Raw genomic sequence first — 26,742 nt, 5'->3', positions numbered from 1 at the left:
CCACGATCACACTTTTTTTATATCGCTTGATTTGGCAAAGCTGATTTTCTTTAGCATCGGCTTTAGCAGATCGAAAATAATCGTTAATTCCTGGATTCTTAAAAGCTTGCTGATTGCGATGTATAAGGCAATGCCCAAACTGATTTGGAACAGCAGTTTCCATAAATCGCTTTCAAATAGGTATTCGCCGGCCATGTAAACAGCGAAGCCCATTGCAAGGGAAACGAGATACATCGGCAGCAAGTCTTTTATCTGCTCTTTTATGGAATAGGAAATTTCACGGGCAGAAAAGTAAGTATTGAAATACAGAGCCACATACGAATCGAGGACGATGACCCCGACAAGCCCCATAATGCCAAGTTTGAACCAAATCGCTAAAAAGATGAGAAGCGACAAGACCACCATTTTGGCTATTTCCAAGTACAGAAACAAATCCGAGCGACCGCGTACTTGAAGGATATTTAAATTCAAGGCGTGGATGGGATAAAGCATTCCAGCAATGCACAGCAGCTGAAAATAGATCACCATCCCTGCCCATTGCTCTCCCAGCACCAAATGGATGAGCGGCCCGGCTATGGCAGCAATTCCTGCCATGATCGGGAAAATAATAAAACCGGATAATTTTATAATTTTACGGAATGCTTGCTTGATCCGATTCTCATCCTCTTGCAGGCTGCTGAGGACCGGATACGTCACTCGCTGCAAGGTGGCTGTCAAAGTCTGGGCAGCGACATCACTGAATTTGGAAGCGTTCGTGTAAAATCCAAGGCTTCTGGCGGAATATTGTTTCCCGATGATCAAGAAGAAAATATTGTTGTAAATCGTATCGATTAATCCTGAAACCAATAATTTCCACCCGAATCCGAATAATCGCTTAAATGACTTCCAGCTAAATGCAAGGGAAGGCAGCCATTTTCTTGACAGAGACAAAAAAAGCGATTGCACTGCATTCATCGTCAATTGCCGGATGACCAAGCTCCAAACGCCCAGTCCGGCAAAAGCCGCTCCTACCGCCAGGACTCCCGATGCGACACTCGCAGTTAAATTCACTTTTGCCTGGACTTTGAAATTCACTTCTTTCGTGAACATCGCCCTTGGGATGATGGCAAAAGAATTGATGATGACCCCAATCGAAAGCACCCGGATCAGCATAGTCAACTCAGGCTGGCTATAAAAAGAGCTGATGGCTGGCGCTGCCAAATACAGGACGGCATAGATAAACAGCGAAACGGCGATATTGAAGTAGAAGACCGTGGAATAATCCGTTTGCGTCACTTTCTGCTCCCGGATCAGTGCCTGGGTAAATCCGCTGTCGGTGATGGAATTGGAGATGGCCACAAAAATCAAAATCATGCCAATCAGCCCAAAGTCTTCCGGCAGCAGCATCCGGGCCAATACAATTTGGATGATAAACTGTCCCCCTTGGTTCCCCACCAAGTCGCCAAAGCTCCAAAGCAAACCGCTTATTGTCTTTTTCTTTAAGGAATTTTGCTTTTCCATAAGCTGGCTCCAATCAAAATAAAGTGGTGTCCCTCTTATTTACGTAATCAGCTTCCATTTCACAGCCTTTAACACACGGGCAATCCGCGGAAATGAATGCTTCACTTTCAAGGCAGTTATTCTTTTCAACCCTAATTCCTTGTAAAGCTCGCTGTATTCCGGTTTTTTCACTTCTTCTTTTTCACCCATTTCAATCAACAGGCAAAGATGGTTTTTCCTCTTTGTCCGGTTGATTACCTTATCGTATTGAAAATGGGTGTAGGCATTGATTTCGTCCAGCATCGATGCAATATCATAAACATGCTGTGTTTTTTTGCTCAACGTGCCGAGCTCCCTGTCTGTCCAAGAACCATTTACACCGATGCGGTAGGCGGACATGATTTCGTCTATATAATAGACACTGCCTTTAAGGGCCGCGTAAATCACTAGAGGGTAGTCGCCCACTACGGCATTCAAGTAGAACTGCGGCATTTCCCCTACCTTTTCACGGGCAATCATGATTGAATTGGTCGCAACAAAGTCGCCTCCGCCTTCAATCAATTCTTCTACGGTAAAAATTCTGCTTTCCGTGCTCGGCCGCACCTTCGCTACTGCCTTTTTCCGGCTCGATGATACTTTGTAGGCCGCGTGCACACACATGCTGCACTCCGGGTGGGCTTCCATATAATCCACTTGCTTCTGGAGCTTGAACGGATCCGTCCAGTAATCGTCGCCTTCACAAGTGGCTGAATATTTTCCTTTGGCCCGGCTCGTATTGATCAGTTCAACATTGACACCTTTTGAATATTGATTCTCTGTTTGGTAGATCGGCTTTATAATGTCTGGATATTTCCTCTCATACTCTTTAATGATTTCTGCCGTTCGATCAGTTGAAGCGTCATCATGAACAAGGATTTCAAACGGAAAATCCGTTTTTTGCATGAGAAAACTTTCAAGTGCATCTGCTATATATTTTTCATGGTTATAGGCTTCACAGGTAATGCTCACCATTATCTCTTTTTCCATCCTTATATGGCTCCTCTTCAATTAAATTCTTTCTAGTAAGAGATCGCTTCTATCAGGCCATTTTCTTTCTGGCAATTTGATAAATGCTTTTATCATTCTTCCTTTCATCTAAAATCCACTGCAGCTATTAAGAGCCATTAGTAACGGCTTTGTTAAAATAATCCTTTTTGTTCGGAATAATACTAATACTTTCTACTTAAGTGATTCTATTTAATTTTCATTCTATCATAGAATGCACCATAAGTAACAGATTATTTAGATTATTTTATTTATTTAGAAAACTAAAACCCTTTTCTTCCTGTATGTCTAATTTGTTTATCCTACGGAGGAATCTCTTACTTCCTCTTTATTTTTCTGAATAATCTGTTTTATTATTCACTTTTCCTTTCCCTCTTGCTATAATAAATTTTAAGATTCCCTGATTCAGGAATTTTTAGGAGGTTTTTAGTGTCATTCGATTCGCTTTCTTTGAAAACAATAAAGATAAAATAAATGGATTGAGGTGTATGCATTCGTGGATATATACTATAAGAAAAATTACGGGCTCTTGTATGAACAGATTGAAAACGGCACATGTGAAGTATTTGATTTTAAGAGTTCCACTGGTTCAGTCAGGCATCTGTTCATCAAGAAAGAAATTCCCCTTCTGCTAAACGGCAGCCAATACTTTGATATTTCTTCCCCGTACGGCTACGGAGGACCGCTGATCACATCATGCCAAGAAGGAAAAAGAAATTTACTTGCCAAAGAGTTTGAGGCAGCATTTTCCTCCTACTGCGAAGAGCAGCAAATCGTCAGCGAGTTCGTACGGTTCCATCCTCTATTCTCCAATGCCCGGGATTTTTCAGCCTGCTATGAACTTGCTTTCAAAAGTTTCACTACCGGCACGGCATTAGCCCCTTATCAAGACCCGATCCAACATGAATTTTCAAAATCCACCAGAAAAACAATACGCAAAGCGCTGAAAGCCGGCGTCACCTATCGAATTACAAAAAATCCCGATAGCCTGGCTCCATTCCGAACTATGTACGTGGAAACCATGAAAAGAATCGGTGCCCACGACATCTATTTTTTTGATGATAAGTATTTTGCCAAATGCCTGGAATATTTCGGCGATCAAATCATCCTGGCCGAAGCCATGTACGAAGGAAAAGTGATCGGCATGGAACTTCATTTCCATTTCAATAAGTGGATCCACACCCACCTCTCGGCCACGATAGAAGAATTCCATCATCTCGCTCCCGTATACGTCCTGACCTATGCCATTGCAGAATGGGGCAAATCGAACGACGCCGAATTGATCCATTCTGGAGGCGGCAAAACGAGCGATCCGGATGATAGCCTCTACCTCTTTAAGAAAAAGTTCGGGCAGAATACGCAATTTGAATACTATACCGGCACGAGGATCTGGAACGAAAAAATCTATAGCCGCCTATGTGATGAAAATGGTTCGATGGAAAGTGATTTTTTTCCCGCATACCGCAGCCCTGCCGGAACCATTTCCACTGTTTAATCAATTTAATAAAGCTAAAAAGCTGCCAGCCCTACAAAGGGACGGCAGCTTTTCACTTTTATCGTTCGACGGCGATTGAATCATTCAGCTCTTTCTTTAATAGACCCGCCATGTATTCCATATCTTCCAAACTGTAGCGTTGGTCGCATGGAAGCGGCAGGATATTGGCTGTGTAGCGGTTCTCGACAGACGTTTCCTCCGTATCCGCCAAAACATTCGGCCATAGCGTCGGAATGTAAATTTTTTGCCCAGCTAAAAGCTTTCTAATTTCAGGTCCGTTTTCGCAATAGAACGGGTAGGCAAATGCACCGTCTGGAGAAGAGATATTTAAAGGATTCCATTCCTGAAATTCATTTGCCAAATAACTGAAATTGCGGCTGCGCGCTTCTCTCGCTTTTTCATAATCGACAGCGCCCATGATATTCTGCGTCAGTTTCGACATATGCTTCAACGGCTCCAGATCAAATAATTCGTTGACTTCATGGTATTCCTTATAATAATCCGAAGCTTTCCCTTCAAATCGCCCTAACATGTATGGATACCGGTCTTTAGAAGCGTCCATAGCCAGTTCTTCATCCAAAACCGCATCCGTCGAAAGGTAAGCGCCATCCGGCACACCAAAAAACTTTCGGCAGGAGTAAATGGTATCGATTCCCGGGAGCGGCGGCTGAAAAAAAGCATGGGTATTGTCGACAATAAGAGGGCCGTACAGCGACTCAAATTTTTTGATTGTGTCATTTGAATGCTGGCCATAATGATTGACAATGTATAGGTAAGCCCCGTTTTCCAGCTGATGATCGATTTTCGGCATAAAATCCTGGTCGATGTGGTAATAGCTGAAATCGTATTGGTGATTTTGCAACGTATCCCGTATGCACTCGCATAAATAATAAGGAATGTATATTTTTTTGATTTTTCTCGCTTTCATGACATATAACAAAGCATTCCGCGCACTGTTCAAAGCCAATAAATCCGGATAAAATTCATGCTGCACTAAATTCTCAAGCTCAAAATATCCCCCGATTTCCTTCACACCAACACCCCTTCATCTCTTTGCCTACTTTTCATTAAAGTCAATCCACATAAAAATTTTGCTTTTCATATTTCGCAAACATGTCTGAATCTGAGATGATTAAATTTCCTTTGTTTACGGTATTGCCTGTAATGACATGCCCTTCTCCGATATCGACGAAAATCCCGAAATGCGAGTCGCCTCGCGGGTTGGTCGCAAAATTATTGGTGATGACAATGTCATGGCTTGGCGTCAAAAGGTTTTCGCCGCCGTCTCCCGGGCGGATTGCGATATTGTATTCGTTGTCAAAAACGTTATTGGAAGTGATGATATTCCATTCAGCGCCATTTTTGATATCAATGCCATAATAAAACCCGTTGACGGTATTGTTTTCAATGCGGCTGTTTTTTTCGCTTTCGACTGTAATCCCTTGTTCAATTGTGTGGTCCGGCCGGTCTTCCGTGACTACGCAATTGACTACGGTATTGTTTTCGCCGACCCCATACAAGGAAAGATGGCCATCGCTTGAATTCCTTACCGTGCAGGAATCAATGATGTTATTGTTGGATGAGAAATTAATAATGCCGGAGCCGTAGTTGTATTCCGAAGTGACGTTTCGGATTAAATTATTGTCCGCATCATGCAAATGGATTCCTTGCGAGTGGTTTTTCGTGTACGTATTTTCAATCGTACTGTTTTGTGTTTCATGCAAGAGCACCGCGATATTCGAAGTCAATTCGGCATCATGCGGAAATTTATCCCCGATGAGCGCGCCCCCCTTCAAATGGACATCCGCCGTATCATGGATCCAAAAGATCCCGTATCGCCCGTCCGTTTCCGATTGGATTGTCACTTCATCCATTTCAATTGTGAGAGGCTGGGTGATTTCAAGTGCAAAGTGGCTTTCCCCGTATCCCGTGACAGCCTTTAAAGCTGGATTCCGGCTCACTTTATAGGTGCCAGCAGGCAATTTCAGCGTCCCTCCCGGCGGCACAGCATCAATGGCTGCTTGCAGCGCCGCAGTATCATCCGCTATACCATCTCCTACTAAACCGTTCTTATCCGCCACCGCCTTTTCATCCTCCGGTTCCTCCGTACCTTCCGAATTATTCAAGTTCATATAAAGCAAATAACTAACTCCCATAATTCCCAAAAAAACGACCATCCACCTCAACCATTTTGCATTCTCCAATTGGATCCTCCTTCGGCTTTGAATAAATGATGTTCTTTAGAACAGTTGCCATTTTGTTTTAGGAGAATTCCCACGCCCCTCTTAGTAAATATCATATATTTAATATTATCAGAGAAATGCATAATTTAAAATATATTATTTGAATTTTCTAATATTTAAAGGCAATAGAAAAGCCGTTTGCCAAAGGAGGTGGATTTCCTTCCAGCTGCGGCTTCCTACGGCTTTTAATATTGATAATAATAAGTTTCTTTCGTTGGAGTAAAATTATTAAGGACGATTCCCAGAAGTTTGCTGCTTGTCATTTCAATCATTTCCTTCGCTTTCAGCGCGCCGCGTTTTTCAGTGGTGCCCGAATTGATGATTAAAACCGTGCCTTCACAATGGTCCGCAATCAATTTCCCATCCGCTACGGATAAAATCGGGGGCGAATCAAAGATGACCAAATCGTAGGATTTCCCTAAATGCTGAATCAGCTGAGCCATCGTTTCTGAAGCCAGCAGCTCAGCCGGATTAGGAGGAATCGGTCCGCATGTCAGTAAATGCAAGCCGCTGATCGGCCCTTTTTTAATCGCTGCCTCCACCGGCAAGCGGCGAGTCAATACGCTTGAGAGTCCGACGGTATTGCGGATTTCAAACGTATGATGCATCGTGGGTTTTCGCATGTCGCCGTCGATCAAGAGAACTTTCTTGCCTTCCTGTGCAAAAACGACGGCCAAGTTGGCGGCAGCGGTGGACTTGCCTTCTCCCGGAGCTGCGGAAGTAATCGCAAGCGACCGGATTTCTTTGTCCGGCGTTGAAAAATGAATATTCGTCCGGACATTCCGGAATTGTTCTGAAACGAAGCTTTTCGGCATCGTATACGCTACAAGCTTTCTGCCAGTCCGATCTACTTTCTTTTTCGATTTGCTCATGCTCTAAACGCCTCCTTTTCCTTAAGAGATATTTGTTCAATCTTTCGGACTTTATGGCTGTCATTCATCGGAGATACGACGCCAAGTATCGGCAGTCCGAGCAATTCCTCCACATCTTCCTCGCTTTTCACCGTAGTGTCTAAAAAGGCCAATAAGAAAGCGATGCCGAGGCCGAGGACAAGCCCGCCTGCAGCGGCTGCTGCAATATTCATCACCAGATTAGGCTCAACCGGTTCCGGATTTTCACTCAGTGTAGCAGTTGAAAGAATATTGACATTGTCTACATTCATCAATTCTTCGATTTCCGCCTGGAAAACCGTCGCAATCATATTTGCGATTCTGACGCCTTCGGCCGCATTCGCATCTCTTACTGAGATATCGATGACTTGAGACTCGGATGCGGAATTCACGGTTATTTTATTTGTCAATTCTTCCGCTGTCACCGTTAAGCCCAAGCGTTCGATGACCTGGTCCAATATAAAAGGCGTTTTAATGATGACGCTGTACGTATTGATCAACTGAAGATTTGTTTGGATGTCTGTATTGGTAATAGGCATCGTTTCGCTTTGCTCGGAATTGATGAGAATCTGGGTCGAAGTCTGATAGATGGGCGTCACAAGATAAATGGTCGCTGCCCCTGCCAATACTGCAGCTAAAATGACCAGGCTGATAATCATCAAAATCCTCTTTTTAATAATTCCATATACCGTGCGCAAGTTTATTTCTTCAATCATACCGCTGTCCCCTTTGCTCCTAAATTTCTTTTTTAGTTTATATAGGCCAATAGAATCCCTAAATCTTCATTTTCAAAATTAAATCTAATAATTCAGATTATTTAAGAGGTTAGCATTCTCCTCATATAAAGGATCTTTGGCGAGATGGATCATCAACGAAAGCTTCTCATCCCAGTCCTGCTGCTTCGCTGTTTTTTGCCTTTCTTGAATCAAACTATCCGAATTTCTCAGCTTAATGCTTTTGAGGCATTCAGAAATAAACTCCAAATCGCTCTTTGCATAGGAATAGACGCCCGCCTGCTGATACTTTTCAGTAGTGGGCACCCCAATGCCGACTACCGGAATTCCAGCCGCTAAGTATTCGAACATCTTTAACGGACTGACAGCTTGATTGTATTCGATTTTCTTGTAAGGAAGCAGGCCGACATCCATGGCTTTTATATATTCCGGAACTTTGGTGTATTTCACGCCGCCCAGGCTATGGACATTTCTCAAAGACAACAGCTTATCGAGCGATTCATTTTTTTCTTTCGCTGCGGGCCCGACAAGTACAAGCTGGACTGACGGCGCTGTAATCGCCAATTCGTAGAGAAGCTCAAAGTCGAGTTTGCTTTTGATGCCGCCTATGAATCCGAATCTCGGCGAAGGAATTTCCGCCAATTCAGCAGTGGCGGCATTGGCAAAGTCATTGTATTCCACTCCATTTTCAATAATGGCAGCCGGTTCGCCTGTGATGCGCTCGATTTTATCCCCCAAAAATTGCGAACTCGCAAAGCGGACAGCACTGCTCTTCGCCACTCTTCTCTCGGACAGCTGGATCATTTTTTTTAAGACAGCCGGTTTCACTCGTTTCAGGCCCCTCGGCTGTACCCACGTGCTCCCCCAGGAATCACTGCAATCGTAAACAATGCGATTCCATTTTGCGGCAGCCGCCAAATCGCTGAAACCCGGATAAGTGAACCAGAGAATCCGTTTCTCTGCCCTGCTGACTTCCTTAACAATTTTTTTGAAAGTAGAAAGCGCCATTCCGCTTTGTAGAGTGATGATATTTTTATAGTCATTGATTTTCAGCTCTACCAGTTTTTCTGACTGGTCCACTCTTCTCCAGCGCTTTTCTTTCCTGAAAAGTTCTCCTTTATTGCCTGTCTCTATCGGCGAGATCCAGAAGACTTTCCCCGTATCCGGATCCCCCAGCAATTTTTCGACGAGCCGGTGCCTTCTATACTTTAATGCGTCATCTCCAATGCCAGACGGCGCTACCACAAAATGATCAATTTGCATCTCCATCACTCCACTTCCCAATGCTTAGGTGAATTGCAAAAGACTGCTTCTACAAATGATTTGGTTCATTATAAAGAAAATATGGCTGAATGGACATAGGTTTTATTGCTAATAAAATCATTATAATACGAATTTAACTGAAATAACTAATAATTCTGAAAATATTTGAAATAAATTCATCTTTTTATAGTTAGAAGGACTAAAATCGTTTCATACGAAAGGAGCAAGAAGGGGGTGTAAGAAAAAACAGCCTGCCCTTTTATAAGGGTAGACTGCCAGATCCATTGAAAAGTTTCTTTCGGCTCGATTAAATTTGGCGATTATAGCTTTTGCTGTGCCAAGCCCAAGCGCTCTGGATCATTTCTTCTAAATTGTATTTCGGGGTCCAACCAAGGATGTCCTGAATTTTTTTGGAAGATGCGACCAATACGGCAGGATCGCCGGGGCGGCGCTCAGTCCATTCAACTGCTGCTTTTTTGCCGGAAATCTGCTCGCAAAGACCGATCACTTCTTTTACGGAATAGCCGGAACCATTGCCCAAATTGAAAATCTCATTCTCCACTTTCCCCTTGACCAATCCTTCGTAGGCTAAAATATGCGCATTTGCTAAATCAGTGACATGGATATAGTCCCGGATGCAGGTGCCGTCCGGCGTCTCATAATCGGTGCCGAAAACCGAAATCTTTTCGCGTTCTCCAAGCAGATGCTGCAAGATAATCGGGATTAAATGGCTTTCAGGATCGTGGCTTTCTCCAATTTCTCCAGAAGCATGCGCGCCTGCTGCATTAAAATACCGCAAAATGACGTACTTGAAATCATGCGCTTTCGCCGTATCTGCAAGAATCCGTTCAACCATCAATTTCGAACGGCCATATGGATTGATTGGACGGACCGGATTTTCTTCTGTAATGATTGCGCTGTCCGGAATTCCATACGTCGCTGCCGTAGAAGAAAAGATGAATTTATCCAAGCCGTATTCCACCATTTTTTTCAAGAGCGTAATCGTAGACCCGACATTGTTTTCATAATATTTTAAGGGCTGCGCGACAGATTCGCCTACCAGGCTATTGGCTGCGAAATGGAAAACCGCTTCGATGCTATGCTCTTGGAAGACTCGGTCCAACGTTTCCTCATCGCCTAAATCTCCATGAATGAAGGTCGCTTTTTCATCCAGCAGGACAGGAAACCCTGTAGTCAGATTATCGAGTACGACGACCTCATAATTGCCGATTAATTCTTTTACCGTATGGCTGCCGATATAGCCGGCGCCTCCACAAATCAGAATAGACATCAAATTCCCCTTTATTTTTCAGACGTTTAGTTTTTACAAAATATGTGAAAAGCATAGCATATTTTGGGGCGGAATGGGCAATTCCTCTCGAATAAGGGGCAGCGTGAACCCACTGCCCCTCCCAACCATTCAGATTTAAAAAGCTTTATCCAACTCCCGCCCTAAAAAGGAGGCCGCAGGATGCATCGATTCTTTATAGCCAAAGGGATTTTTCGCCTGCCAGTTCCAGGAATCGCGGCACATTTGCATTAAATCTCTTTCCGCTTTCCAATCTAAGACCGATTGGGCTTTTGAAGGATCTGCCCAATAGCAGGCAGCATCTCCGCTCCGTCGGGGAGCAATTTGATAAGGCACATCAATGCCCGTTGCTAAAGAGAAGGTGCGGATCAAATCTAATACGGAATAGCCTTTTCCGGTCCCTAAATTGAAGATTTCAAGCCCTTCATGCGTCTCTAAATAATCCAGCGCTTTCACATGCCCTTTCACCAGATCGGTAACGTGGATATAGTCACGGACTCCGGTGCCGTCATGGGTATCGTAATCGTCGCCGAATACTTGCACCACTTTCCGCCTTCCTACAGCCACTTGCGTAATGAACGGCATCAGATTGTTCGGCTTGCCTTTCGGCTCCTCTCCGAGCAGCCCGCTTTCATGCGCTCCAATCGGATTAAAATAACGAAGCACCGCGATGCGCCATTCAGGATCCGAGACGAGTAAATCTTTCAGGACTTCTTCCGTCATCGATTTGCTGCGCCCATACGGATTTGAAGCAGCGAGCGGCGATTCTTCGATGAGCGGCGTATCATCTGATACATCGTAAACCATCGCCGAGGAGCTGAAAATCAGTTTTTTAACCCCGTGCCTCTTCATGATTTCACATAAGTACAACGTACCCGCTAAATTATTTCGGTAATAAGCGAGCGGATCCGCCTCGGATTCCGCCGCCGATTTCAGCCCCGCAAAATGCATGACTGCCGAAATGGGATGCAAAGTGAAGATTTCGTTCAATTTCTTATAATCCAACAGATTGACTTGATAGAAAGGAAAGTCTTTGCCTGTGATACTTTTAATGCGCCGGATGGCTTCGCTCTGGCTGTTGATCAACGTATCCGCCACAACAATTCCATGACCCGCTTCCAGCAATTCAACTGCCGCATGGCTGCCAATGAATCCCGCTCCGCCTGTTATAAATATCATAGTGGTCCTCCTCCTGCTCCAAGGATTTCTAATGACTTCCTATACTAAATGGCTTAGGTTAAATTAAAGTTAAATAGCCGAAATTATCTAATAATTTTAAATTCTTTAGGTTATTGGACGGTTTCTGCTGTAAATAATAGAAAAAATATTTAATGTAAAAAATCGTCCCTTAACAGGAACGATTTTTTTCAAGAGGAATTCAATTTATGGAACGGGAATCCCGCTTCGGGAAAAACCATCTTCGGAAGAGCCAAAACAGCAGGAGGCCAGCAGCTGCTCCTGCACTGTCGATTCCGACGTCCCGCATTTCACCGCTTCTGCCCGGGATAAACAACTGATGAAATTCATCGGTTAGGGCATATCCCGCTGCTATGCAAAACGCAAATGCATAACTGCGGAATCCAGCTGCACCGCTTTTTCGAAGCGCATTCAGCGCTAAAATGCCCAGCAGGAGATAAGCTGCAAAATGGGCGCTTTTGCGGACTATTGTATGCAGCTTTTCTACAGAATACCCGAGCGCCGGCGAAATCTGTTCAGCTGCAGCAATGATTTTTTCCGTAATGGCGGAACTTAGTTCACCTGATTCGCTCCCAGGTTGATGGGACAAGAAAAAAATGACGGCCATCCAGATCAGGACAGCCGCCCAAGCTGCTTTTGGTATGTTTTTCATCAATCGATTAGCCTCTTTTTCCAACAGTTTTGGCTCCATTATACCATTTCAACGGTTCTCTTTCCCATCAACTCATTGTCTTTTCAGTTTTTGCGGCAAGCCGGTAAGCAGGCAAGATGTCTCCGCTCATTTCTGTCCCCGCCTTTTCACATAAAAGCCCATATACTTCGGGATTCCAGATGCGGTGGCCAGTAAAATAATCCAGCTCTGCACTTTTGCTGAATTTCTTTTTAAATTGATAGAGTTTGTCGTCTTTTTCCCCAGTTCTCCCTCCGCCATGATGGATCCGTTCGTAGCCATGTTCTTCTCCCCATAAGGCAAGGGCGTATTGCAGCACATAGGCTGGCGCTAGCCGGTGGTATTCTTTCAGCGTCCCGGTGAGATGGGCATGGATCGCGTCGCCGCAAGCAAAGCTGATACTCATGCCGATTGTCTTCCCTTCATACATCACTTCCACTGTGACCAGATATTCACCCAGCAGTTTCATGCAGTTTTCAAAGTATTCATCGTCAAAATAGTAAATGGAGTCTGCATCATTCCGGTTCATCGTCGAATAGTAAATCTTTTTAAAATCATGAAGATCGTCCGGGTTTTGAACAACCTGGAATTCCACCCCCGCTCTCAGCGACTGCCGAATGTCTCGTCTGCAGGAAGAGGAATATTCATGCAGAATCAAATCATCCCATCCTTTCAACCAGGTCTGGATGGTTTTTCTTTTGAAACGGATCTCGTAGCATTCTTTGAAATCCGCTGCATTATTGAAAAGCGGATGAAATCGGACAAATTCACACACCACATTGTTTTCATTACAGTACCGCTGAAAAGCCGCTTCGTATGCTTTTGCGAGCCCGTCTCTATCGCCATTTTTGCAGTCGAGAATGATCGGGCCACCGTACCCGTAGGGAGTCGTCAAGTCATAATACGGACCGCCTTCAACTTCAAGCGGAATTTCTCTTTTGATAAATAGATTTTTAACGGTTCCTTCTGGCCCCTCGTAGCAAAACTCTTCCGCTGCGCCGCCCTCGATTTTTTCATAGAGCCGCGCATAATCTTTTTTAAAATAGATATCGTTCATTTTTCAAAACCTCTTTTCTTCTCTCTCTTTATATAAGCGCTCGTCCCAACCGTTACCCACGATATGCGGGAAATAGCCCGGATGTTTAATTCCTTCCTGCGCTTTTTTTGCTTCCGATAATTGATCATAGGCTTCCGGCATACGGATTTTCTTCCCCATAAGCAATTCTAATGGAGGAGCTTTTGTAAAGTTCCGTTTAAAACGGTAAAGGTTTTCATCCGATCCGGCCCCTCCAAGGTGGAGTTCCTTTTTGCCGTTTTCGACTCCCCAGTGGCATGCTTCTGAAATGACCAGGCTGTTCCCTGCTAGCGGATAGGCGGAAGGGTCATTTGCCGCCAGATGGTAATGCATATAGTCCCCGTGGTGAAGAATGAACGAAGAGGAAATGTAGCTGCCTTCATGAGTCGCGTTTATGAAAAATTGCTTGCCTTTGAACACCTCGAACGATGCATGCAAAGATTCCAAACTGAAAAGAAAATAGTCCTCAATGTTATTTTTTTCGGGCCGTCATATCATAGAGCCGGTGAAATTCAGTTCGATGGACACATTGTTCTTAACCGCTTTTCGCACTTGCCTTCTGCTCGAAGAAGAGAATTGCTCCATAAAATAATCTTCCCCTGTCAAATCGATATAGAGCGTATGCCCGTTGTCGCGAAACTCATAGTAATCTTCAAAATCAAGCCGATTCCGCAGCCACGGATTAAAGCGGATGTATTCACTGACAATCCGCTGCTCTTCGCAATATCGCTGGAATTGCTCCTGAAACTCTGCAGCCAGCTGCTGCCGCTGCCCTTCTTCACATTTCAAAATGATTGGTCCGCTAAATCCGTACGGCGTAATAATATCGGAATAACGTGCCCCGTCTACCTGGACCGGCGTTGGCCTGACAATGAATTGATAATAGACATGCCCTTTTTCATTTTTCATCTCAAATACACGCCATTCTCCGCCCGCCTCTTTCGTCTCAAAAAACTTCCCCCATTCAGGCAAAAAATAAATGTCCGGCACTTGCACATTCATTCCTCCCTTATTTCCTAGAACTAATTCAGGATAATTAAGCTATATCTAATCAAATATTTTCTAAAATATTTGAAAAGAGTATATCATAAGGACCTATAACAAATACAGATAATTCTGAATTCAATATTGATAAATTAAGAGAAATCAATTTAAATAGAACTGTGCAGCTTAACCTGATCCATTATTTTGAGAAACGAGGGTGATTGGATTGCCAGACATCTATTTTGAAGAAGCATACGGAAAACTTTATGAAGAAATCGAGGGCGGAGTCTGCGAAACTTTTGAGTTCACCCATTCGCTTGGCAGCGTCAAACACCTCTTTATTAAACGTAAAATTGAAATCGAACTGGACGGTGCTGCCTATTATGATCTCACTACCCCATACGGATACGGCGGACCGCTCATGTTCTGTGAAAATATAGCCGATCGTCCCGTATTGGCAAAAGAATTTCAGAAGGCTTTTCAGCAATACTGCCAAGACTGCAATATCGTCAGTGAATTTGTCCGTTTCCACCCCGTCTTTTCCAATGAACAAGATTTTGGAGAAATGTATGAAGTGGTTTGGAGAAGAAAAACGGTCGGCACCAACCTCGCTGATTTTGAAAATCCGGTTCTAAGTGAATTTTCAAAATCAGCGAAAGAGAACATCAAACGGGCCCTGAAGGCTGGAATTGAGACCCGCGTGACCCGGCATCCCAAAAGTTTAAAACTGTTTAAAGAGTTCTACTACAAAACGCTGCAAAAAAATCAGGCTGAAGAGGTCTACTTTTTTACGGATGAGTATTTCGAGAAATGCCTGGCTCTTCTCGGCCCTTCCATTTTACTCGTTGAAGCCCTCTATAAAGGAGAAGTGATTGGAATGATCATGAATTTCGTCCACGGAGATTATGTGCATATCCACCTGTCCGGCACGCTTCAGGAAACGATTCACTTGTCGCCCGTCTACATCATGATGCAAACACTCACCATCTGGGCAAAGGAACAGAACAGGAAGCTCATCCATTCTGGCGGCGGGAGAACAGCAAGCCCGGACGACAAGCTGTTCCAATTTAAAAAACGCTTCGGAAAACATACGGAGTTTGACTATTATTTCGGCTACAAAATTTGGAACCCAACTGTTTACGAACGGCTGACGGCCGCAGTTGGAGCGGTTCCACCCAATCCATGTTTTCCGGCTTATCGGGCTCCGGCAACGAAAGAAGTCGGATAAAAAAAGGCGCAGATGGGGAGAGTTCCACATCTGCGCCTTTTTAATAGGGCTGGCATTTAAACAAGCTTTTCTTTATTGACCTCTTCCATTTTCCTGTCGTATTCTTTCTGGATCACGCCTGAGAGGAAATGGCTAAAAACAATCGGGACCGCCATCATGAACACGGCTGCAAGAAATAAATTCAGGCCAAGATGTGCATGAAGAATGCCGAAGATCACAAAACTGAATGGCGCGACTCCAAAAACAGTGGCAAGCGACAAAAACAATTTCATCGACTCGAATTTTCTACGTTCCCGCTGCGCCGAACGCGAATATGTATCTTCCGGGTTCTGCACTTCGCTTACGGATAAGTTTTTCGCGTATTTCTTTTCAATCATTGGCAAGAATGCATCTCTGTTCATCAATACTCCCCCTTTGTCGGTTTTACTCCAGTGACAAGCTCTTTTTGTAAGATGAGGCTGAGGCTAAAGAAACTAAAAAAATATTTCCTAGTTCTATGATATCATATTGTTTGAAAATTAGAACTACTTTATTCAGTGTATTTCTTTCTGTTCCATAAAAAATGTTACTTATCTGAATTTTCAGTATTATTATTCCGTGATTTTGTATATACTAATAGTTAATATGCTTTTTCAATTGTAAAGGAGCGAATACATGACTTTAAAAGATATTTATTTTGAAAAGCCTTACGCCCGTTTATACGAAGCCATTGAAAAAGGATTTTGCGAAGTATTCGAATTTAAGCACCCATTAGGTTCAATTAGGCATCTATTCATTCGGTGCGAATTGGAAACAAAACTAGAAGGGCACACCTATTACGAACTTAAAACGCCTTACGGCTATGGCGGACCGATGATTTCGGATTGCCTCGAGCGCGACAAGCCGGTGCTCGTTAAAGAATTCCAAGCCGCTTTTCAAAAATACTGCGTAGAGCAGCGAATTGTGCGCGAAATTGTGCGCTTCCACCCTGTTTTTTCAAACGCCGAAGATTTCAGAGGCTGCTACGATGTTTCTTTTAAGCGGAAAACGACCGGCACCAACCTGGAGTTATCGGAAGACCCGGTCCAAAGCGAATTTTCGAAATCGTGCCGAAGGAATATCAAAAAAGCTTTAAAAAGCGGTGTCAGTTTTAAATTGACTCTTCAGCCAGACAGCCTCGGAAATTTTATGGAACTTTACTACGAAACCATGAAACGCAATCAAGCCGAAGATATTTATTATTTTGATAAAGCTTATTTCGACAAATGTCTAGCTAATTTGCGTGAACATATTCTCTTGACCGAAGTAATTTATGAAGGAAAAACAATTGGGATGGGGATCAATTTTCTCTACGGCAAACTTATCAGCACGCACTTGTCGGGAACATTCGAGGAATACCATCATCTTTCTCCTGCTTCGATTCTGCAATACGCATTAACAATATGGGGGAAAGAAAACAATTTCACTTTGATCCACGACGGCGGCGGAAGAACAAGCGACCCAGAAGATTCGCTGTTTCTTTTCAAAAAGCAGTTTGGAAAAAATACCGAATTCTCCTACTACACCGGATATAAAATTTGGAATGAAAAAATTCACCGGGAATTGAACAAATTCGCTCAACTCACCCAGACTAACTAATAAAGACGATTCCAAAAGGCAACATGAGCCATTTGGAATCGTCTTTTCTTCTTTTATGTATACGTATTCATTTTATGTCCAAACACATCGGTAGCGCCCTCGCTCATCCACTTGGATATCATATAAGCGAATCAATTCGCACATGCAATAAAATACGTTTAAATTTTCCATCGAGAAATCTTTTATTTTCTCATCATCTATGTAGGTGACGAGGTTATCGTCTTTTCGGTATATGTATCTTTTTTCTGTGTATAAAGATTCGTTATAGATCGACGCCCCTTCTTCCAGAGAGGTCTGGAACTCTGACCATTTATAAATCGACCCTTCAATATGGTCAAACTCCCAGGAAAAAATCAGGACGAGGTCATATTCTTCCAGAAAATACACTGTCTCCTCCCGAGTTTTTAACATTTCCTCTACGGTTTCCCCTACAATTTTCTTGAATTTGCTTGTATCGAATTCCTCTACTACCGGTTCTCTTTTGAATATAAACATTAATTCCTCTCCTGTGTAAAAATATTTTCTTTTAGAAAAGCATTGCAATTTATCAATACAGGCTTTGGCTGTTGAAGTCTCCTAAATCATTGGCAAAAATTGACTTGAAGTAATATACAATAAAATAACCCTTTAGACTTTTTATTTTTTCTTTATATTAGGTATTATATACCTTCAATTTATTTTTTAGAATAGACTTAAATGCTCATAATTATTATTTCTGAAAAATTCTTACTATTCTCTTGCGATAATCGTTTATTATATGATAAGACAAATTATTGTCATCTTAAAACGAACCTTTAATCAGGGTTTGAGAACCTTATGATTCATATAGACTATTATTTTTAGCTTCTTCCTGTATCCATGGGGTGTAAAATCGATAAGAAGGTATATAGGTTTACTCGCAATTCGAGATTTATGAGTTGAAGTGTTTTTCTTGGCTTTGGAATTTTTGATACCAATAAAAAACCATCCCCCAAATACATTTGGGAGATGGTTATCACACAATTATTTTTATTTTGCTGCCTGTTCTTCAACGGGCTGTTTTTTTGAAAGATCTTCAAACTCACGGGAGATCCGCTCCAAGGCTTCCTGGATCAACGGGCGCGGAGACGGGATGCAGATTCGCTGGTACATTTCCCCTTCCTCTCCGAACATATTGCCGTCTTCAAGCAGGACATTGGCTTTATTGAAAATCCGGTCATGGATTTCCTTCGCGCTAATGTTATAGCCGCTAAAATCGAGCCACATGACATACGTGCCTTCCGGAATGACCACTTTCACTTCCGGCATGTGCTGAGCCATATAGTCTTTGACCATCTGCATCGTGCAATCGATATAGTCTTTTAGCTGCTCAAGCCAATCTTCGCCGTCGTTGTAAACGGAGATCAACGCAGACACTGCAAACGGCGACGGCAATTGCATGCCCATTTCCGTTGCAAACGTCGCACGCAAATCTTCATTCGAAATGATGACGTTTGTGCAGTGCAAGCCAGCGACGTTAAAAGTTTTGTTGATGGCCGTGAACGTAATGAGCTTATCCGTAAATTCCGTAGCTTTCGCCATCGGGACGAATACTTGGTCTTTGCGGATCAAGTCGCCATGGATTTCATCAGCCACAATCACCACATCATGGCGATGGCAAATTTCCGCCATGCGCGCCAGTTCTTCCTTCGTAAAGACGCGGCCGGTCGGGTTATGCGGGTGGCAAAGGACGAACATGGTCGTTTTTTCGTCTTTTGCTTTTTCTTCAAAATCCTCAAAGTCGATTCCGTACTGGCCATCTTCGCCTTTGACCATCGCATTGTTGACAACTTTCCGTCCGTTCCCTTCAATCGCGGAAGTGAACGGCGGGTAAACCGGACGCTGGATGATGATGCCATCGCCTTCACTTGTCAAAGCCTTCACCGCTACGTTCAAGGCATGAACTGTGCCAGGGCTGTAGACGATTTCCTCTTTGGCAATCTTCCAGCCATGGCGCGTTTCGAACCAGCGCTGGATCGCTGTATAATATTCTTCTGGAAAAACAGAGTAGCCGAAAATGCGGTGATCCACTGTTTTGTGGAGCGCATCGACAAGCGGCTGCGGCACCGGCAAATCCATATCCGCTGTAAATAACGGAATGGTGTCTTCATCATAGCGCTCGGTCAAACCAAACTCTTTGATCATGTCGCCGCCGTCCCATTTCATCGAATAAGTGCCTCTTCTATTTACAAATTCATCGAAATTATATTTCATTCCACTACTTCCTTTCTGTTCTACATCTAGTTTGGCATATGGACGCGCAACTCGTCTAATCATACACATTGCCACTTAAGCTATTCTTGAAGCATAAGGTGAAATCCTGCTGAGATAAGTCCGCCTCATATTATTTGTTTGAAAATTAACAAAAGAAAATGCTGTATCCGTCTTTAAGAAGGATACAGCATTTGGGTATAGCTTAGAAATTAAACGTTTCAGGATCTGCACCGCTACGGCTGTTGATATTTAAGCCGTTGATTTCTTGCATATCTTCTTCTTCCAATGAAAAATCGAAGATATCTGCATTTTCAATGATTCGATGTTCTTTAATTGATTTGGGAATGGTTAAGACATTATTTTGGATGTCCCAGCGTAAAATAATTTGCGCGGGGCTTTTTTGATGCTTTTCAGCAAGCCGTTGAATAACCGGGTCCCCTAGCAATTCGCCTTTTTTCAATGGAGACCACGCTTCTAACTGAATGCCTTCACGTTCACAGAATTCTCGTAGCTCCACTTGCGTCAGATGTGGATGGTATTCAACTTGGTTGATCACTGGCTTAACTTCGCCTTCTCTCAGAATATCTTCTAAATGATGAATATTAAAGTTGCTGACGCCAATCGCTTTCACTTTCCCCTCATGATACAGCTTTTCTAGAGCTTTCCATGTTTCAACATATTTGCCTCTAACTGGCCAATGAACCAGATAAAGGTCCAAATATTCCAATCCTAGTTTCTCTAAGCTGATATCAAAAGCTTTTAAGGTGTTTTCATAACCATGGTCGCTATTCCAAACTTTTGTGGTAATGAATAAATCTTCTCGAGGAACGCCAGATTCTTTAATTCCTTTTCCTACTCCTGCTTCGTTATCATAAAACGAGGCTGTATCGATGCTTCGATAGCCATTTTGAATAGCCGCTTTAACTGCCTCTGTTACAACATTTCCGTCTTCCACCTTAAAAACTCCAAGCCCCATAATCGGCATCTTAACTCCGTTATTAAGTGTTACGGTATCTTGTAAACTTTTATACATTTCGTAGCCTCCAATTTTATCAGTTCATTTTTGTTTTGCCATGTCTTTTAATTCTTTGACTAGATTTGGCGGATTTTGCCCTGTAACTCCTGCTACTAAATTATGCGCTGCCGTCATAGCCATTTTGAATCGTGTCGCTTCTGTAGCGGAACCCATGTGCGGCATAGTCACCACATTATCCATTTTTAGCAAAGGATTGTCTTTATCCACAGGCTCTGTTTCATATACATCAAGGCCAGCTCCTTTGATTGAACCGGTCTGCAACGCTTCGATCAATTCTGCTTCTTTCACAATTTTTCCGCGGGAGCAATTGAAAAAGAAAGATGTTGGCTTCATCAAATCAAATTCTCTTTTGCCAATTAGCCCTTCTGTTTCTGGACTAAGAGGAAGCATGACTAAAACAAAATCCGCTTTTTGAAGTAGGACGTCTAACTCTGTATAGACTGCTCCATACTTTTCTTCTGCTTCCGGACGCCTAGAGCGATTATTGTAAAGTACCTGCATATCAAATCCTAAGGCTGCCCGTTTAGCGATCTTTTCACCAATATTGCCCATCCCAATAATCCCTAAAGTGGCATGGTGAACATCTTGCCCTAAGAAATCTTCGTCGTCTAAACGGGACCAGCTTCCGTCTTTTACGTATTGATTCAACCGCCCTAACTTTCTAGCCGTCATCAAGATTAGTCCCAATGCCAAATCGGCAACACTGTCATCCAGAACATGAGGAGTATTGGTGCCTAGCACATTTCGTTTTTTCATCAGTTCATAATCGAAGTTTTCATAACCGGCTGCGACATTGCTGAAAATCTTCAATTTTGGTGCATGATCCAAGAATTCTTCTGAGACTTTCCATTTCGAAATCATTAATCCGTCGACATCAGCAATCTCTTCATATAGAACGTCTTGGGGAATCGCTTCTTTTTTATCCCAAATTTTATACTCGCAGTACTGGGCAATATATTCTTCTACTTCAAGCGGAATCGGTTTAGCAATATATACTTTAGGCTTCATCTTTTCCCCTCCCATTTACCACTCGGCAATGCTGCCATCTTGATGACGCCAAACTGGATTTTTCCAGTTATGGCCGATTTCACTTTGCTGTCTCACGTAATCTTCATTTATCTCGATTCCAAGACCAGCACCCTGTGGAATTTTCACATAACCCTCTGTATATTCAAATACAGAAGGGTCTTTAATATAGTCCAGGAGATCATTCCCTTGATTGTAATGGATGCCCAGACTTTGTTCTTGAATAAAAGCGTTGTGCGCGGTCGCATCTACTTGCAAACAAGCAGCTAAAGCAATAGGGCCAAGTGGACAGTGCGGGGCGAGGGCCACATCAAATGCTTCTGCCATCGTAGCGATTTTTTTGCATTCAGTGATGCCTCCAGCATGAGACAGATCTGGCTGGATAATATCCACATAGCCTTCTGTAAGAATCTGCTTAAAATCCCAGCGAGAGAACATTCGCTCACCCGTCGCAATCGGAATTGTCGTATGTTTCGCAATTTCTCTCAACGCTTCATTATTTTCTGCTAGTACCGGTTCTTCGATGAACATCGGCCGGAATTGCTCAAGTTCTTTGGCTAAAATTTTTGCCATCGGTTTATGTACACGCCCATGAAAATCGATGCCGATGCCAACATAAGAGCCAACTGATTCTCTGACCGCCGCAACTCTCGCAAGCGTTTGATCAATTTTCTCATAAGAGTCAATGTATTGGAGCTCTTCGGTGCCGTTCATTTTAATCGCTGTAAATCCAGCATCCACAACTTTTTGTGCAGCTAACCCAACATCAGCTGGACGATCGCCGCCAATCCATGAATACACTTTAATCGAATCGCGGCAAGCCCCGCCGAGCAATTGGTAGACAGGGGCATCAAAATACTTCCCTTTAATGTCCCATAGCGCTTGATCAATACCGGCAATTGCACTCATCAGAATTGGACCTCCCCGGTAAAAACCTGAACGGTATAACATATTCCAATGATCTTCAATTCGTAAAGGATCTTTTCCAATCAAGTACTCCATCAATTCATGGACGCAAGCTTTGACCGTAGATGCTCGACCTTCAATTACCGGCTCTCCCCATCCGATAATTCCTTCATCTGTTTCAATTTTTAAAAACAGCCACCTCGGTGGAACTTGAAACAATTCATAGCTGATGATTTTCATTTATGATTCTCCTTCCGTCGTCGGTTTTTTCACTTTTCTAGTCAACAGCGGAGAAAATAATGTTATAACCGCCAAGATGAGCAAGACCACTGTAATAGGTCTAGTGATAAAGATGTCAAAGCTTCCTTGAGACATTACTAAAGCCCTTCTGAAATTACTCTCCATTAATGGCCCCAGTATAATCCCTAAAATTATTGGAGAGGCAGGGAAGCCGTAGCGCATTAAGAAGTATCCCGCAATTCCTGAAATCAACATGACGAGAACATCAAAATAATTATTTCCAAGAGAATACGCTCCAACTACACAAAGCACTAAAATAATCGGTGTTAATACAGTGGTTGGCACCAGTAATATTTTTGTGAAAAGCCGGATTCCAAATAACCCGACAATCAGAATCATTAAATTTGCAACCAACATCCCGACAAATAATGTATAGACGATCGGACCGTTATTTTCGAACAACATCGGACCCGGCTGAATTCCTTGTACCATTAAAGCACCTAATAGAACTGCGGTAACGGCATCACCTGGAATGCCCAAAGTCAGCAAAGGAATCATTGCGCCGCCAGTCACACCATTATTTGCTGCTTCTGGAGCTGCCACACCTTTCATTTCCCCTTTGCCGAAGCCGTCTTTATTTTTCGAAAAACGTTTTGCTTCGTTATAGGCAACAAAAGCGGCAATGTCTCCGCCCGCTCCTGGAATCATTCCGATAAATGTTCCGATAGCCCCTGAACGAAGGATTGTACCAATTAAAATTTTAAATTCAATCCATTTCAACTTTACTTTCTCAACTACAATTGTAAGTTTTCGTGTCGAGAAAATACTCCCCATCGCCCTGAAAGCTTCCGAAGCAGCGAACAGCCCAATCATTACTGGTATCAAATTAATACCGCTTGAGAGATTGACATTGTCAAAAGTAAAACGTGGGAAGCCACCAATTGGATCGATACCGATAGTGGCAATTAATAATCCGATAAAACCTGCAATCAGGCCTTTGACCATAGACTTACCAGCAATGCTTGAAATAATGGAAATTCCGAAGACTGCCAATGCAAATGTTTCCGGAGCACTGAATTTCAAAGCGAACGTAGCCAGCTGCGGTGCGATAAAAATTAAAACAATGACACTTAATATACCGCCAATAGCCGAAGAAACTGTTGATACGGTTAATGCTTTATGCGCTAAACCTTTCTTTGACATCGCATAGCCATCTATTGCAGTAGCAGCAGAAGATGGAGTTCCTGGCGTGTTGATCAGAATGGCTGTGATGGACCCGCCGTATACGGCTCCGAAATAGACTCCAATCAATAAGAGAATTCCGGTAACCGGCTCCATTCCAAAAGTGACTGGCAAAATCAGCGCCACTCCCATCGTAGCTGTCAGCCCTGGAAGTGATCCAATTGTGATACCAGCAATAATGCCCATTAAAAGGATGAGCAGTACATTTAATTGAAATACACCTGTTAAACCTTCTAATAATAAGTCCAAACTATTCACCCCTAATTAAGAAAATAACGTACCCATCGGTATCGATACTTTCAGCAGAATCTGGAAGAAAACGAAAATGAAGAGACTGGTTCCAACCGGTATCGTAATAAGCAGGATTTTGTTCTTAACTTTAGAGAACAGCAATAATCCTAACACCAGCAAAAAAGTCGAGATATAAAATCCGATATATGGAATGACAACAACATACAAAATAACAAACAACATGGCTCCGATTGAATATTTCATTGTATTCTCTTGTTCATCCGATTCTTCCTTGTTACGAAATGTCTGAATCAGAAGAATGGAACCTAAAATAATCAACATAACGGAATATACACGCGGCATAAATTCTGCGCCGATTAATTGGTTTTCCAATTTTGGAAAATTGAAAGTTAACGAATAGAAAAAGCCAGCAATAATGATGATGATCAGTCCACTAATGTAATTGGGTTTCTTCACGCATTTCACTCCTTAAAGAAGGGGCTTGACAAATGTCAAGCCCCTTTCATGACAATCGTCTGGGTAATGTTCTTTAAATTTTTCAGCGGATTTTAGTTAAGCCCTAATTCACCGATGATTTCACCGAAATCCTGTTCATTCTGCTTCATGTAAGCTTCAAATTCTTCAGAACTTTTCAATTCAATTCCTAAGCCGTTCGTTTTCATGAATTCTGCAAAATCTTCATCTTCTGCAGCTTTCATGAAACCTTCTTCAAGCTTCGCTACCACATCATCCGGCGTATCTTTTGGAACAGTCAATCCTCTCCAAGTACCTGTTGGATTGATTTCAACTCCCGCTTCAGCGAATGTCGGAACATCCGGGATAATATCGGATCTTGTGTCTGCCATTACCGCAAGAGTTTTCACATTTCCAGCTTCAAGCTGTGTTTTAACTTCTGCCGGGCTGACAGTAACTGCATCAATATGGCCGCCTACTAGAGCCGTTACTGCTGGAGCTGCACCTTCGTGAGGCACGTGGTTGACTTTAATTCCTGCCGCTTTTTCAAGGCTCGCTGCAGCAATATGCCAAATCGATCCTGTTCCTGAGTTGCCGACACTCACTTCGCCCGGATGATCTTTCGCATAAGCGATAAATTCTTCAAGCGTATCGTATGGAGCATCTGCTGCTACAGTTAAAGCTGCTGGATCGAAGTTAATCATTCCAATCGGCTTAAACTGGTCATAAGTCAGCGGCGATAAACCTAGGTGTTTAAACATCGTCAACTCAACGAAAACCATCGTCACTTTATAGCCATCAGCTTTTGCATTGGCACCTTCAGACATGCCGACTGAACCGCTTCCGCCTGTCTTATTTAATACACCGATGGATTGTCCAAACACGTCTTCCGCTTCATTTGCCAGCGCACGAGCAGTGGCATCCGTCCCGCCTCCAGCAGCTGCTGGAACAATAATTTCAATAGATTTCTCTGGGAAATTAGAAGCGTCGTCTGAACTCGCTCCCGAACTTGCTCCGCATCCCCCAATAGTTAATGCCAACACGGATAATGTCACTGCACTCAAAAATTTCTTCATCATAGAACCCCCTGTTTTGTTTTAGTAATCGCTTACATTCAGTTCATTGCCTGTCAGATAAACTGATGCGACTTCTTGTGCTCCGAAGACCATAGAAGCAGCCACCTGCTGATCATTTGCTTCGATAATGCGCCAACCATTTCCTAAATACTTTAATAAATGCACAAACATTTTTCGCAAAGGATCTGACCCCCCGACGATAACCCAATCCACTTCATTGTGTTCAGTTGTCTGCATCAGGGCTTTAATATCGTCGTGAATGACAGCTCCGACAAAATAATTAGCACGCTGATTCTCATTTAAAGTTGAAAACATCTGTAATAGCCGAATATGATAGAAACTTCTTGTAAATCCATATTTTTTTGATGCTTCGTATCCTTTTTCTAACATTTCTATATCAATTTCCTCCACAAGGCTAGTTGTAAGAGACTTTGATAAAATTGTCTCTTTCTGGATAGCGTGAAGAATTTCTCCTCCTAGAGTCGAAAGGCACGACTGCAGATTTTTTTGGTTATCGACTGCGACGTATTTTGTGTGGGAACCCGGCAAAACCATAATCCCATTCCCTTGGACCTCAATCTGTTTTAATAAGCCGATTGTTTCAACTTCTTCTCCCCTCATCACATCATAGTCATTGATAAATGCCAGAGAGTCTGAAATATCCTCAGTATTATTCTTCATTCCCGGTACGAAAATACAAGGAATCGAGAGGAATTCCTCAAGTTTGATAACTACGGATTTTCGGGCAAAATCATCGAAGCTGGCCGGACTGGTAATGTGAGGAACCTCATGGACGCCTAAATCAGAAGTAATCATTCCCGAAGCAACCATGTACCGAATATCTTTCGACGCCAGCGAATTTCTTTCCAGAATTTTTTCAATAGCATCTTTCAAGCCACTCTTTAACTGTTCATTATGGCCATCTATTGCCGTGTTTCTTACGCCGATATTTATTTTTAGTTGATCTAAGATTTCACTGCTGCCTCTATCTACGAGACGAAGCCGTGAATTCGTTGTCCCTGAATCTATTAATATCGTTTTCATCAAATCC

At 42.9% G+C, this 26,742-nt stretch carries 26 protein-coding genes; 3 read left to right on the top strand and 23 right to left on the bottom strand.

The window, feature by feature from the left end; all coding sequences use genetic code 11:
* Nucleotides 1-6 precede the first annotated feature (6 nt).
* Together MTR82_RS07205 and MTR82_RS07200 are read right to left on the bottom strand one after the other, a co-directional pair.
* A complete protein-coding gene (locus tag MTR82_RS07205; RefSeq protein WP_052650834.1) occupies nucleotides 7-1,500 on the bottom strand; it encodes a lipopolysaccharide biosynthesis protein in 1,494 nt (497 codons plus the stop codon).
* 39 nt (nucleotides 1,501-1,539) lie between these two features.
* The gene (locus MTR82_RS07200; RefSeq protein ID WP_246808485.1) at nucleotides 1,540-2,505 is read right to left on the bottom strand and encodes a glycosyltransferase family 2 protein; all 966 of its coding nucleotides are present in this window, start codon (nucleotides 2,503-2,505) and stop codon (nucleotides 1,540-1,542) included.
* A gap of 514 nt (nucleotides 2,506-3,019) precedes the next feature.
* Between MTR82_RS07200 and MTR82_RS07195 the strand changes: the two genes are divergently transcribed.
* On the top strand, nucleotides 3,020-4,018 hold the full coding sequence (locus MTR82_RS07195) for a GNAT family N-acetyltransferase (RefSeq protein ID WP_052650832.1): 999 nt from the start codon (nucleotides 3,020-3,022) through the stop codon (nucleotides 4,016-4,018).
* A gap of 58 nt (nucleotides 4,019-4,076) precedes the next feature.
* Here the strand turns inward: MTR82_RS07195 and MTR82_RS07190 are convergent, their stop codons facing one another.
* The 11 genes from MTR82_RS07190 to MTR82_RS07140 all read right to left on the bottom strand — a co-directional run bounded on the left by MTR82_RS07190 (nucleotide 4,077) and on the right by MTR82_RS07140 (nucleotide 14,401).
* Complete coding sequence (locus MTR82_RS07190; protein ID WP_246808484.1) at nucleotides 4,077-5,051, bottom strand: hypothetical protein; 975 nt, start codon at nucleotides 5,049-5,051, stop codon at nucleotides 4,077-4,079.
* Between the two features lie 40 nt (nucleotides 5,052-5,091).
* Nucleotides 5,092-6,222 carry a right-handed parallel beta-helix repeat-containing protein gene (locus MTR82_RS07185; protein WP_246808483.1) on the bottom strand — a complete coding sequence of 377 codons (1,131 nt, stop codon included), beginning with the start codon at nucleotides 6,220-6,222 and terminating at the stop codon, nucleotides 5,092-5,094.
* A gap of 224 nt (nucleotides 6,223-6,446) precedes the next feature.
* Nucleotides 6,447-7,133 carry a CpsD/CapB family tyrosine-protein kinase gene (locus tag MTR82_RS07180; protein ID WP_279576979.1) on the bottom strand — a complete coding sequence of 229 codons (687 nt, stop codon included), beginning with the start codon at nucleotides 7,131-7,133 and terminating at the stop codon, nucleotides 6,447-6,449.
* Nucleotides 7,130-7,867, bottom strand: a complete 738-nt coding sequence (locus MTR82_RS07175) for a YveK family protein (RefSeq protein WP_246808482.1) — start codon at nucleotides 7,865-7,867, stop codon at nucleotides 7,130-7,132. The genes MTR82_RS07180 and MTR82_RS07175 overlap by 4 nt, the downstream gene beginning before the upstream one ends.
* Nucleotides 7,868-7,951: 84 nt before the next feature.
* The gene (locus MTR82_RS07170; RefSeq protein ID WP_246808481.1) at nucleotides 7,952-9,154 is read right to left on the bottom strand and encodes a glycosyltransferase; all 1,203 of its coding nucleotides are present in this window, start codon (nucleotides 9,152-9,154) and stop codon (nucleotides 7,952-7,954) included.
* A gap of 301 nt (nucleotides 9,155-9,455) precedes the next feature.
* Nucleotides 9,456-10,439 carry a UDP-glucose 4-epimerase GalE gene (gene galE / locus MTR82_RS07165; RefSeq protein WP_246808480.1) on the bottom strand — a complete coding sequence of 328 codons (984 nt, stop codon included), beginning with the start codon at nucleotides 10,437-10,439 and terminating at the stop codon, nucleotides 9,456-9,458.
* A 135-nt stretch (nucleotides 10,440-10,574) separates the two neighbouring features.
* On the bottom strand, nucleotides 10,575-11,636 hold the full coding sequence (galE, locus tag MTR82_RS07160; protein ID WP_246808479.1) for a UDP-glucose 4-epimerase GalE: 1,062 nt from the start codon (nucleotides 11,634-11,636) through the stop codon (nucleotides 10,575-10,577).
* Nucleotides 11,637-11,835: 199 nt separating this feature from the next.
* The gene (locus MTR82_RS07155) at nucleotides 11,836-12,306 is read right to left on the bottom strand and encodes a VanZ family protein (protein WP_246808568.1); all 471 of its coding nucleotides are present in this window, start codon (nucleotides 12,304-12,306) and stop codon (nucleotides 11,836-11,838) included.
* A gap of 67 nt (nucleotides 12,307-12,373) precedes the next feature.
* Nucleotides 12,374-13,381: a GNAT family N-acetyltransferase gene (locus MTR82_RS07150; protein WP_246808478.1), complete on the bottom strand. Its 1,008-nt coding sequence runs from the start codon at nucleotides 13,379-13,381 to the stop codon at nucleotides 12,374-12,376.
* A gap of 3 nt (nucleotides 13,382-13,384) precedes the next feature.
* Complete coding sequence (locus MTR82_RS07145) at nucleotides 13,385-13,846, bottom strand: GNAT family N-acetyltransferase (RefSeq protein ID WP_246808477.1); 462 nt, start codon at nucleotides 13,844-13,846, stop codon at nucleotides 13,385-13,387.
* Nucleotides 13,847-13,888: 42 nt separating this feature from the next.
* Nucleotides 13,889-14,401: a hypothetical protein gene (locus MTR82_RS07140; protein WP_246808476.1), complete on the bottom strand. Its 513-nt coding sequence runs from the start codon at nucleotides 14,399-14,401 to the stop codon at nucleotides 13,889-13,891.
* Between the two features lie 208 nt (nucleotides 14,402-14,609).
* Between MTR82_RS07140 and MTR82_RS07135 the strand changes: the two genes are divergently transcribed.
* Complete coding sequence (locus tag MTR82_RS07135) at nucleotides 14,610-15,611, top strand: GNAT family N-acetyltransferase (RefSeq protein WP_246808475.1); 1,002 nt, start codon at nucleotides 14,610-14,612, stop codon at nucleotides 15,609-15,611.
* A gap of 56 nt (nucleotides 15,612-15,667) precedes the next feature.
* Here MTR82_RS07135 and MTR82_RS07130 read toward each other — a convergent pair whose 3' ends face one another.
* A complete protein-coding gene (locus MTR82_RS07130) occupies nucleotides 15,668-16,012 on the bottom strand; it encodes an acyltransferase family protein (protein ID WP_246808474.1) in 345 nt (114 codons plus the stop codon).
* Between the two features lie 253 nt (nucleotides 16,013-16,265).
* On the opposite strand from MTR82_RS07130, the gene MTR82_RS07125 reads away from it, so the two are divergent.
* Complete coding sequence (locus tag MTR82_RS07125; protein ID WP_246808473.1) at nucleotides 16,266-17,228, top strand: GNAT family N-acetyltransferase; 963 nt, start codon at nucleotides 16,266-16,268, stop codon at nucleotides 17,226-17,228.
* Between the two features lie 72 nt (nucleotides 17,229-17,300).
* On the opposite strand, the gene MTR82_RS07120 is transcribed toward MTR82_RS07125, so the two are convergent.
* From MTR82_RS07120 to MTR82_RS07080, 9 genes are all read right to left on the bottom strand, one after another.
* Nucleotides 17,301-17,723, bottom strand: a complete 423-nt coding sequence (locus MTR82_RS07120) for a hypothetical protein (RefSeq protein WP_246808472.1) — start codon at nucleotides 17,721-17,723, stop codon at nucleotides 17,301-17,303.
* Nucleotides 17,724-18,236: 513 nt separating this feature from the next.
* Nucleotides 18,237-19,460, bottom strand: coding sequence for a MalY/PatB family protein (locus MTR82_RS07115; RefSeq protein ID WP_246808471.1), 1,224 nt, complete (start codon nucleotides 19,458-19,460; stop codon nucleotides 18,237-18,239).
* A gap of 202 nt (nucleotides 19,461-19,662) precedes the next feature.
* Nucleotides 19,663-20,493 carry an aldo/keto reductase gene (locus MTR82_RS07110; RefSeq protein ID WP_246808470.1) on the bottom strand — a complete coding sequence of 277 codons (831 nt, stop codon included), beginning with the start codon at nucleotides 20,491-20,493 and terminating at the stop codon, nucleotides 19,663-19,665.
* Between the two features lie 24 nt (nucleotides 20,494-20,517).
* Nucleotides 20,518-21,504, bottom strand: a complete 987-nt coding sequence (locus MTR82_RS07105) for a 2-hydroxyacid dehydrogenase (protein ID WP_246808469.1) — start codon at nucleotides 21,502-21,504, stop codon at nucleotides 20,518-20,520.
* Nucleotides 21,505-21,519: 15 nt separating this feature from the next.
* Entirely contained in the window at nucleotides 21,520-22,668 is a 1,149-nt protein-coding gene (gene dgoD / locus MTR82_RS07100) for a galactonate dehydratase (protein ID WP_246808468.1), read from the bottom strand.
* Nucleotides 22,669-24,168, bottom strand: coding sequence for a tripartite tricarboxylate transporter permease (locus MTR82_RS07095; RefSeq protein ID WP_425023839.1), 1,500 nt, complete (start codon nucleotides 24,166-24,168; stop codon nucleotides 22,669-22,671).
* A 6-nt stretch (nucleotides 24,169-24,174) separates the two neighbouring features.
* Entirely contained in the window at nucleotides 24,175-24,618 is a 444-nt protein-coding gene (locus MTR82_RS07090) for a tripartite tricarboxylate transporter TctB family protein (RefSeq protein WP_052650813.1), read from the bottom strand.
* 92 nt (nucleotides 24,619-24,710) lie between these two features.
* Complete coding sequence (locus MTR82_RS07085; protein WP_234398931.1) at nucleotides 24,711-25,691, bottom strand: tripartite tricarboxylate transporter substrate binding protein; 981 nt, start codon at nucleotides 25,689-25,691, stop codon at nucleotides 24,711-24,713.
* A gap of 21 nt (nucleotides 25,692-25,712) precedes the next feature.
* Entirely contained in the window at nucleotides 25,713-26,735 is a 1,023-nt protein-coding gene (locus MTR82_RS07080; protein ID WP_246808467.1) for a 2-dehydro-3-deoxygalactonokinase, read from the bottom strand.
* Nucleotides 26,736-26,742: the final 7 nt, after the last annotated feature.

It is taken from the genome of Planococcus ruber (assembly GCF_022819085.1).
GTDB classification, from domain to species: domain Bacteria; phylum Bacillota; class Bacilli; order Bacillales_A; family Planococcaceae; genus Planococcus; species Planococcus ruber.
This window is presented reverse-complemented; position numbering and strand designations above follow the sequence as displayed.

Excerpts from the sequence above, each read along its gene's own strand:
- MTR82_RS07155 (WP_246808568.1), bottom strand. The coding sequence starts at position 12,306 with ATGAAAAACATACCAAAAGCAGCTTGGGCGGCTGTCCTGATCTGGATG.
- MTR82_RS07200 (WP_246808485.1), bottom strand. The coding sequence starts at position 2,505 with ATGGAAAAAGAGATAATGGTGAGCATTACCTGTGAAGCCTATAACCAT.
- MTR82_RS07150 (WP_246808478.1), bottom strand. The coding sequence starts at position 13,381 with ATGAACGATATCTATTTTAAAAAAGATTATGCGCGGCTCTATGAAAAA.
- MTR82_RS07140 (WP_246808476.1), bottom strand. The coding sequence starts at position 14,401 with ATGAATGTGCAAGTGCCGGACATTTATTTTTTGCCTGAATGGGGGAAG.
- MTR82_RS07085 (WP_234398931.1), bottom strand. The coding sequence starts at position 25,691 with ATGAAGAAATTTTTGAGTGCAGTGACATTATCCGTGTTGGCATTAACT.
- MTR82_RS07120 (WP_246808472.1), bottom strand. The coding sequence starts at position 17,723 with ATGTTTATATTCAAAAGAGAACCGGTAGTAGAGGAATTCGATACAAGC.
- MTR82_RS07205 (WP_052650834.1), bottom strand. The coding sequence starts at position 1,500 with ATGGAAAAGCAAAATTCCTTAAAGAAAAAGACAATAAGCGGTTTGCTT.
- MTR82_RS07110 (WP_246808470.1), bottom strand. The coding sequence starts at position 20,493 with ATGTATAAAAGTTTACAAGATACCGTAACACTTAATAACGGAGTTAAG.
- MTR82_RS07175 (WP_246808482.1), bottom strand. The coding sequence starts at position 7,867 with ATGATTGAAGAAATAAACTTGCGCACGGTATATGGAATTATTAAAAAG.
- MTR82_RS07125 (WP_246808473.1), top strand. The coding sequence starts at position 16,266 with ATGACTTTAAAAGATATTTATTTTGAAAAGCCTTACGCCCGTTTATAC.
- MTR82_RS07080 (WP_246808467.1), bottom strand. The coding sequence starts at position 26,735 with ATGAAAACGATATTAATAGATTCAGGGACAACGAATTCACGGCTTCGT.
- galE (WP_246808480.1), bottom strand. The coding sequence starts at position 10,439 with ATGTCTATTCTGATTTGTGGAGGCGCCGGCTATATCGGCAGCCATACG.
- MTR82_RS07130 (WP_246808474.1), bottom strand. The coding sequence starts at position 16,012 with ATGAACAGAGATGCATTCTTGCCAATGATTGAAAAGAAATACGCGAAA.
- dgoD (WP_246808468.1), bottom strand. The coding sequence starts at position 22,668 with ATGAAAATCATCAGCTATGAATTGTTTCAAGTTCCACCGAGGTGGCTG.
- MTR82_RS07105 (WP_246808469.1), bottom strand. The coding sequence starts at position 21,504 with ATGAAGCCTAAAGTATATATTGCTAAACCGATTCCGCTTGAAGTAGAA.
- MTR82_RS07115 (WP_246808471.1), bottom strand. The coding sequence starts at position 19,460 with ATGAAATATAATTTCGATGAATTTGTAAATAGAAGAGGCACTTATTCG.
- MTR82_RS07180 (WP_279576979.1), bottom strand. The coding sequence starts at position 7,133 with ATGAGCAAATCGAAAAAGAAAGTAGATCGGACTGGCAGAAAGCTTGTA.
- galE (WP_246808479.1), bottom strand. The coding sequence starts at position 11,636 with ATGATATTTATAACAGGCGGAGCGGGATTCATTGGCAGCCATGCGGCA.
- MTR82_RS07170 (WP_246808481.1), bottom strand. The coding sequence starts at position 9,154 with ATGGAGATGCAAATTGATCATTTTGTGGTAGCGCCGTCTGGCATTGGA.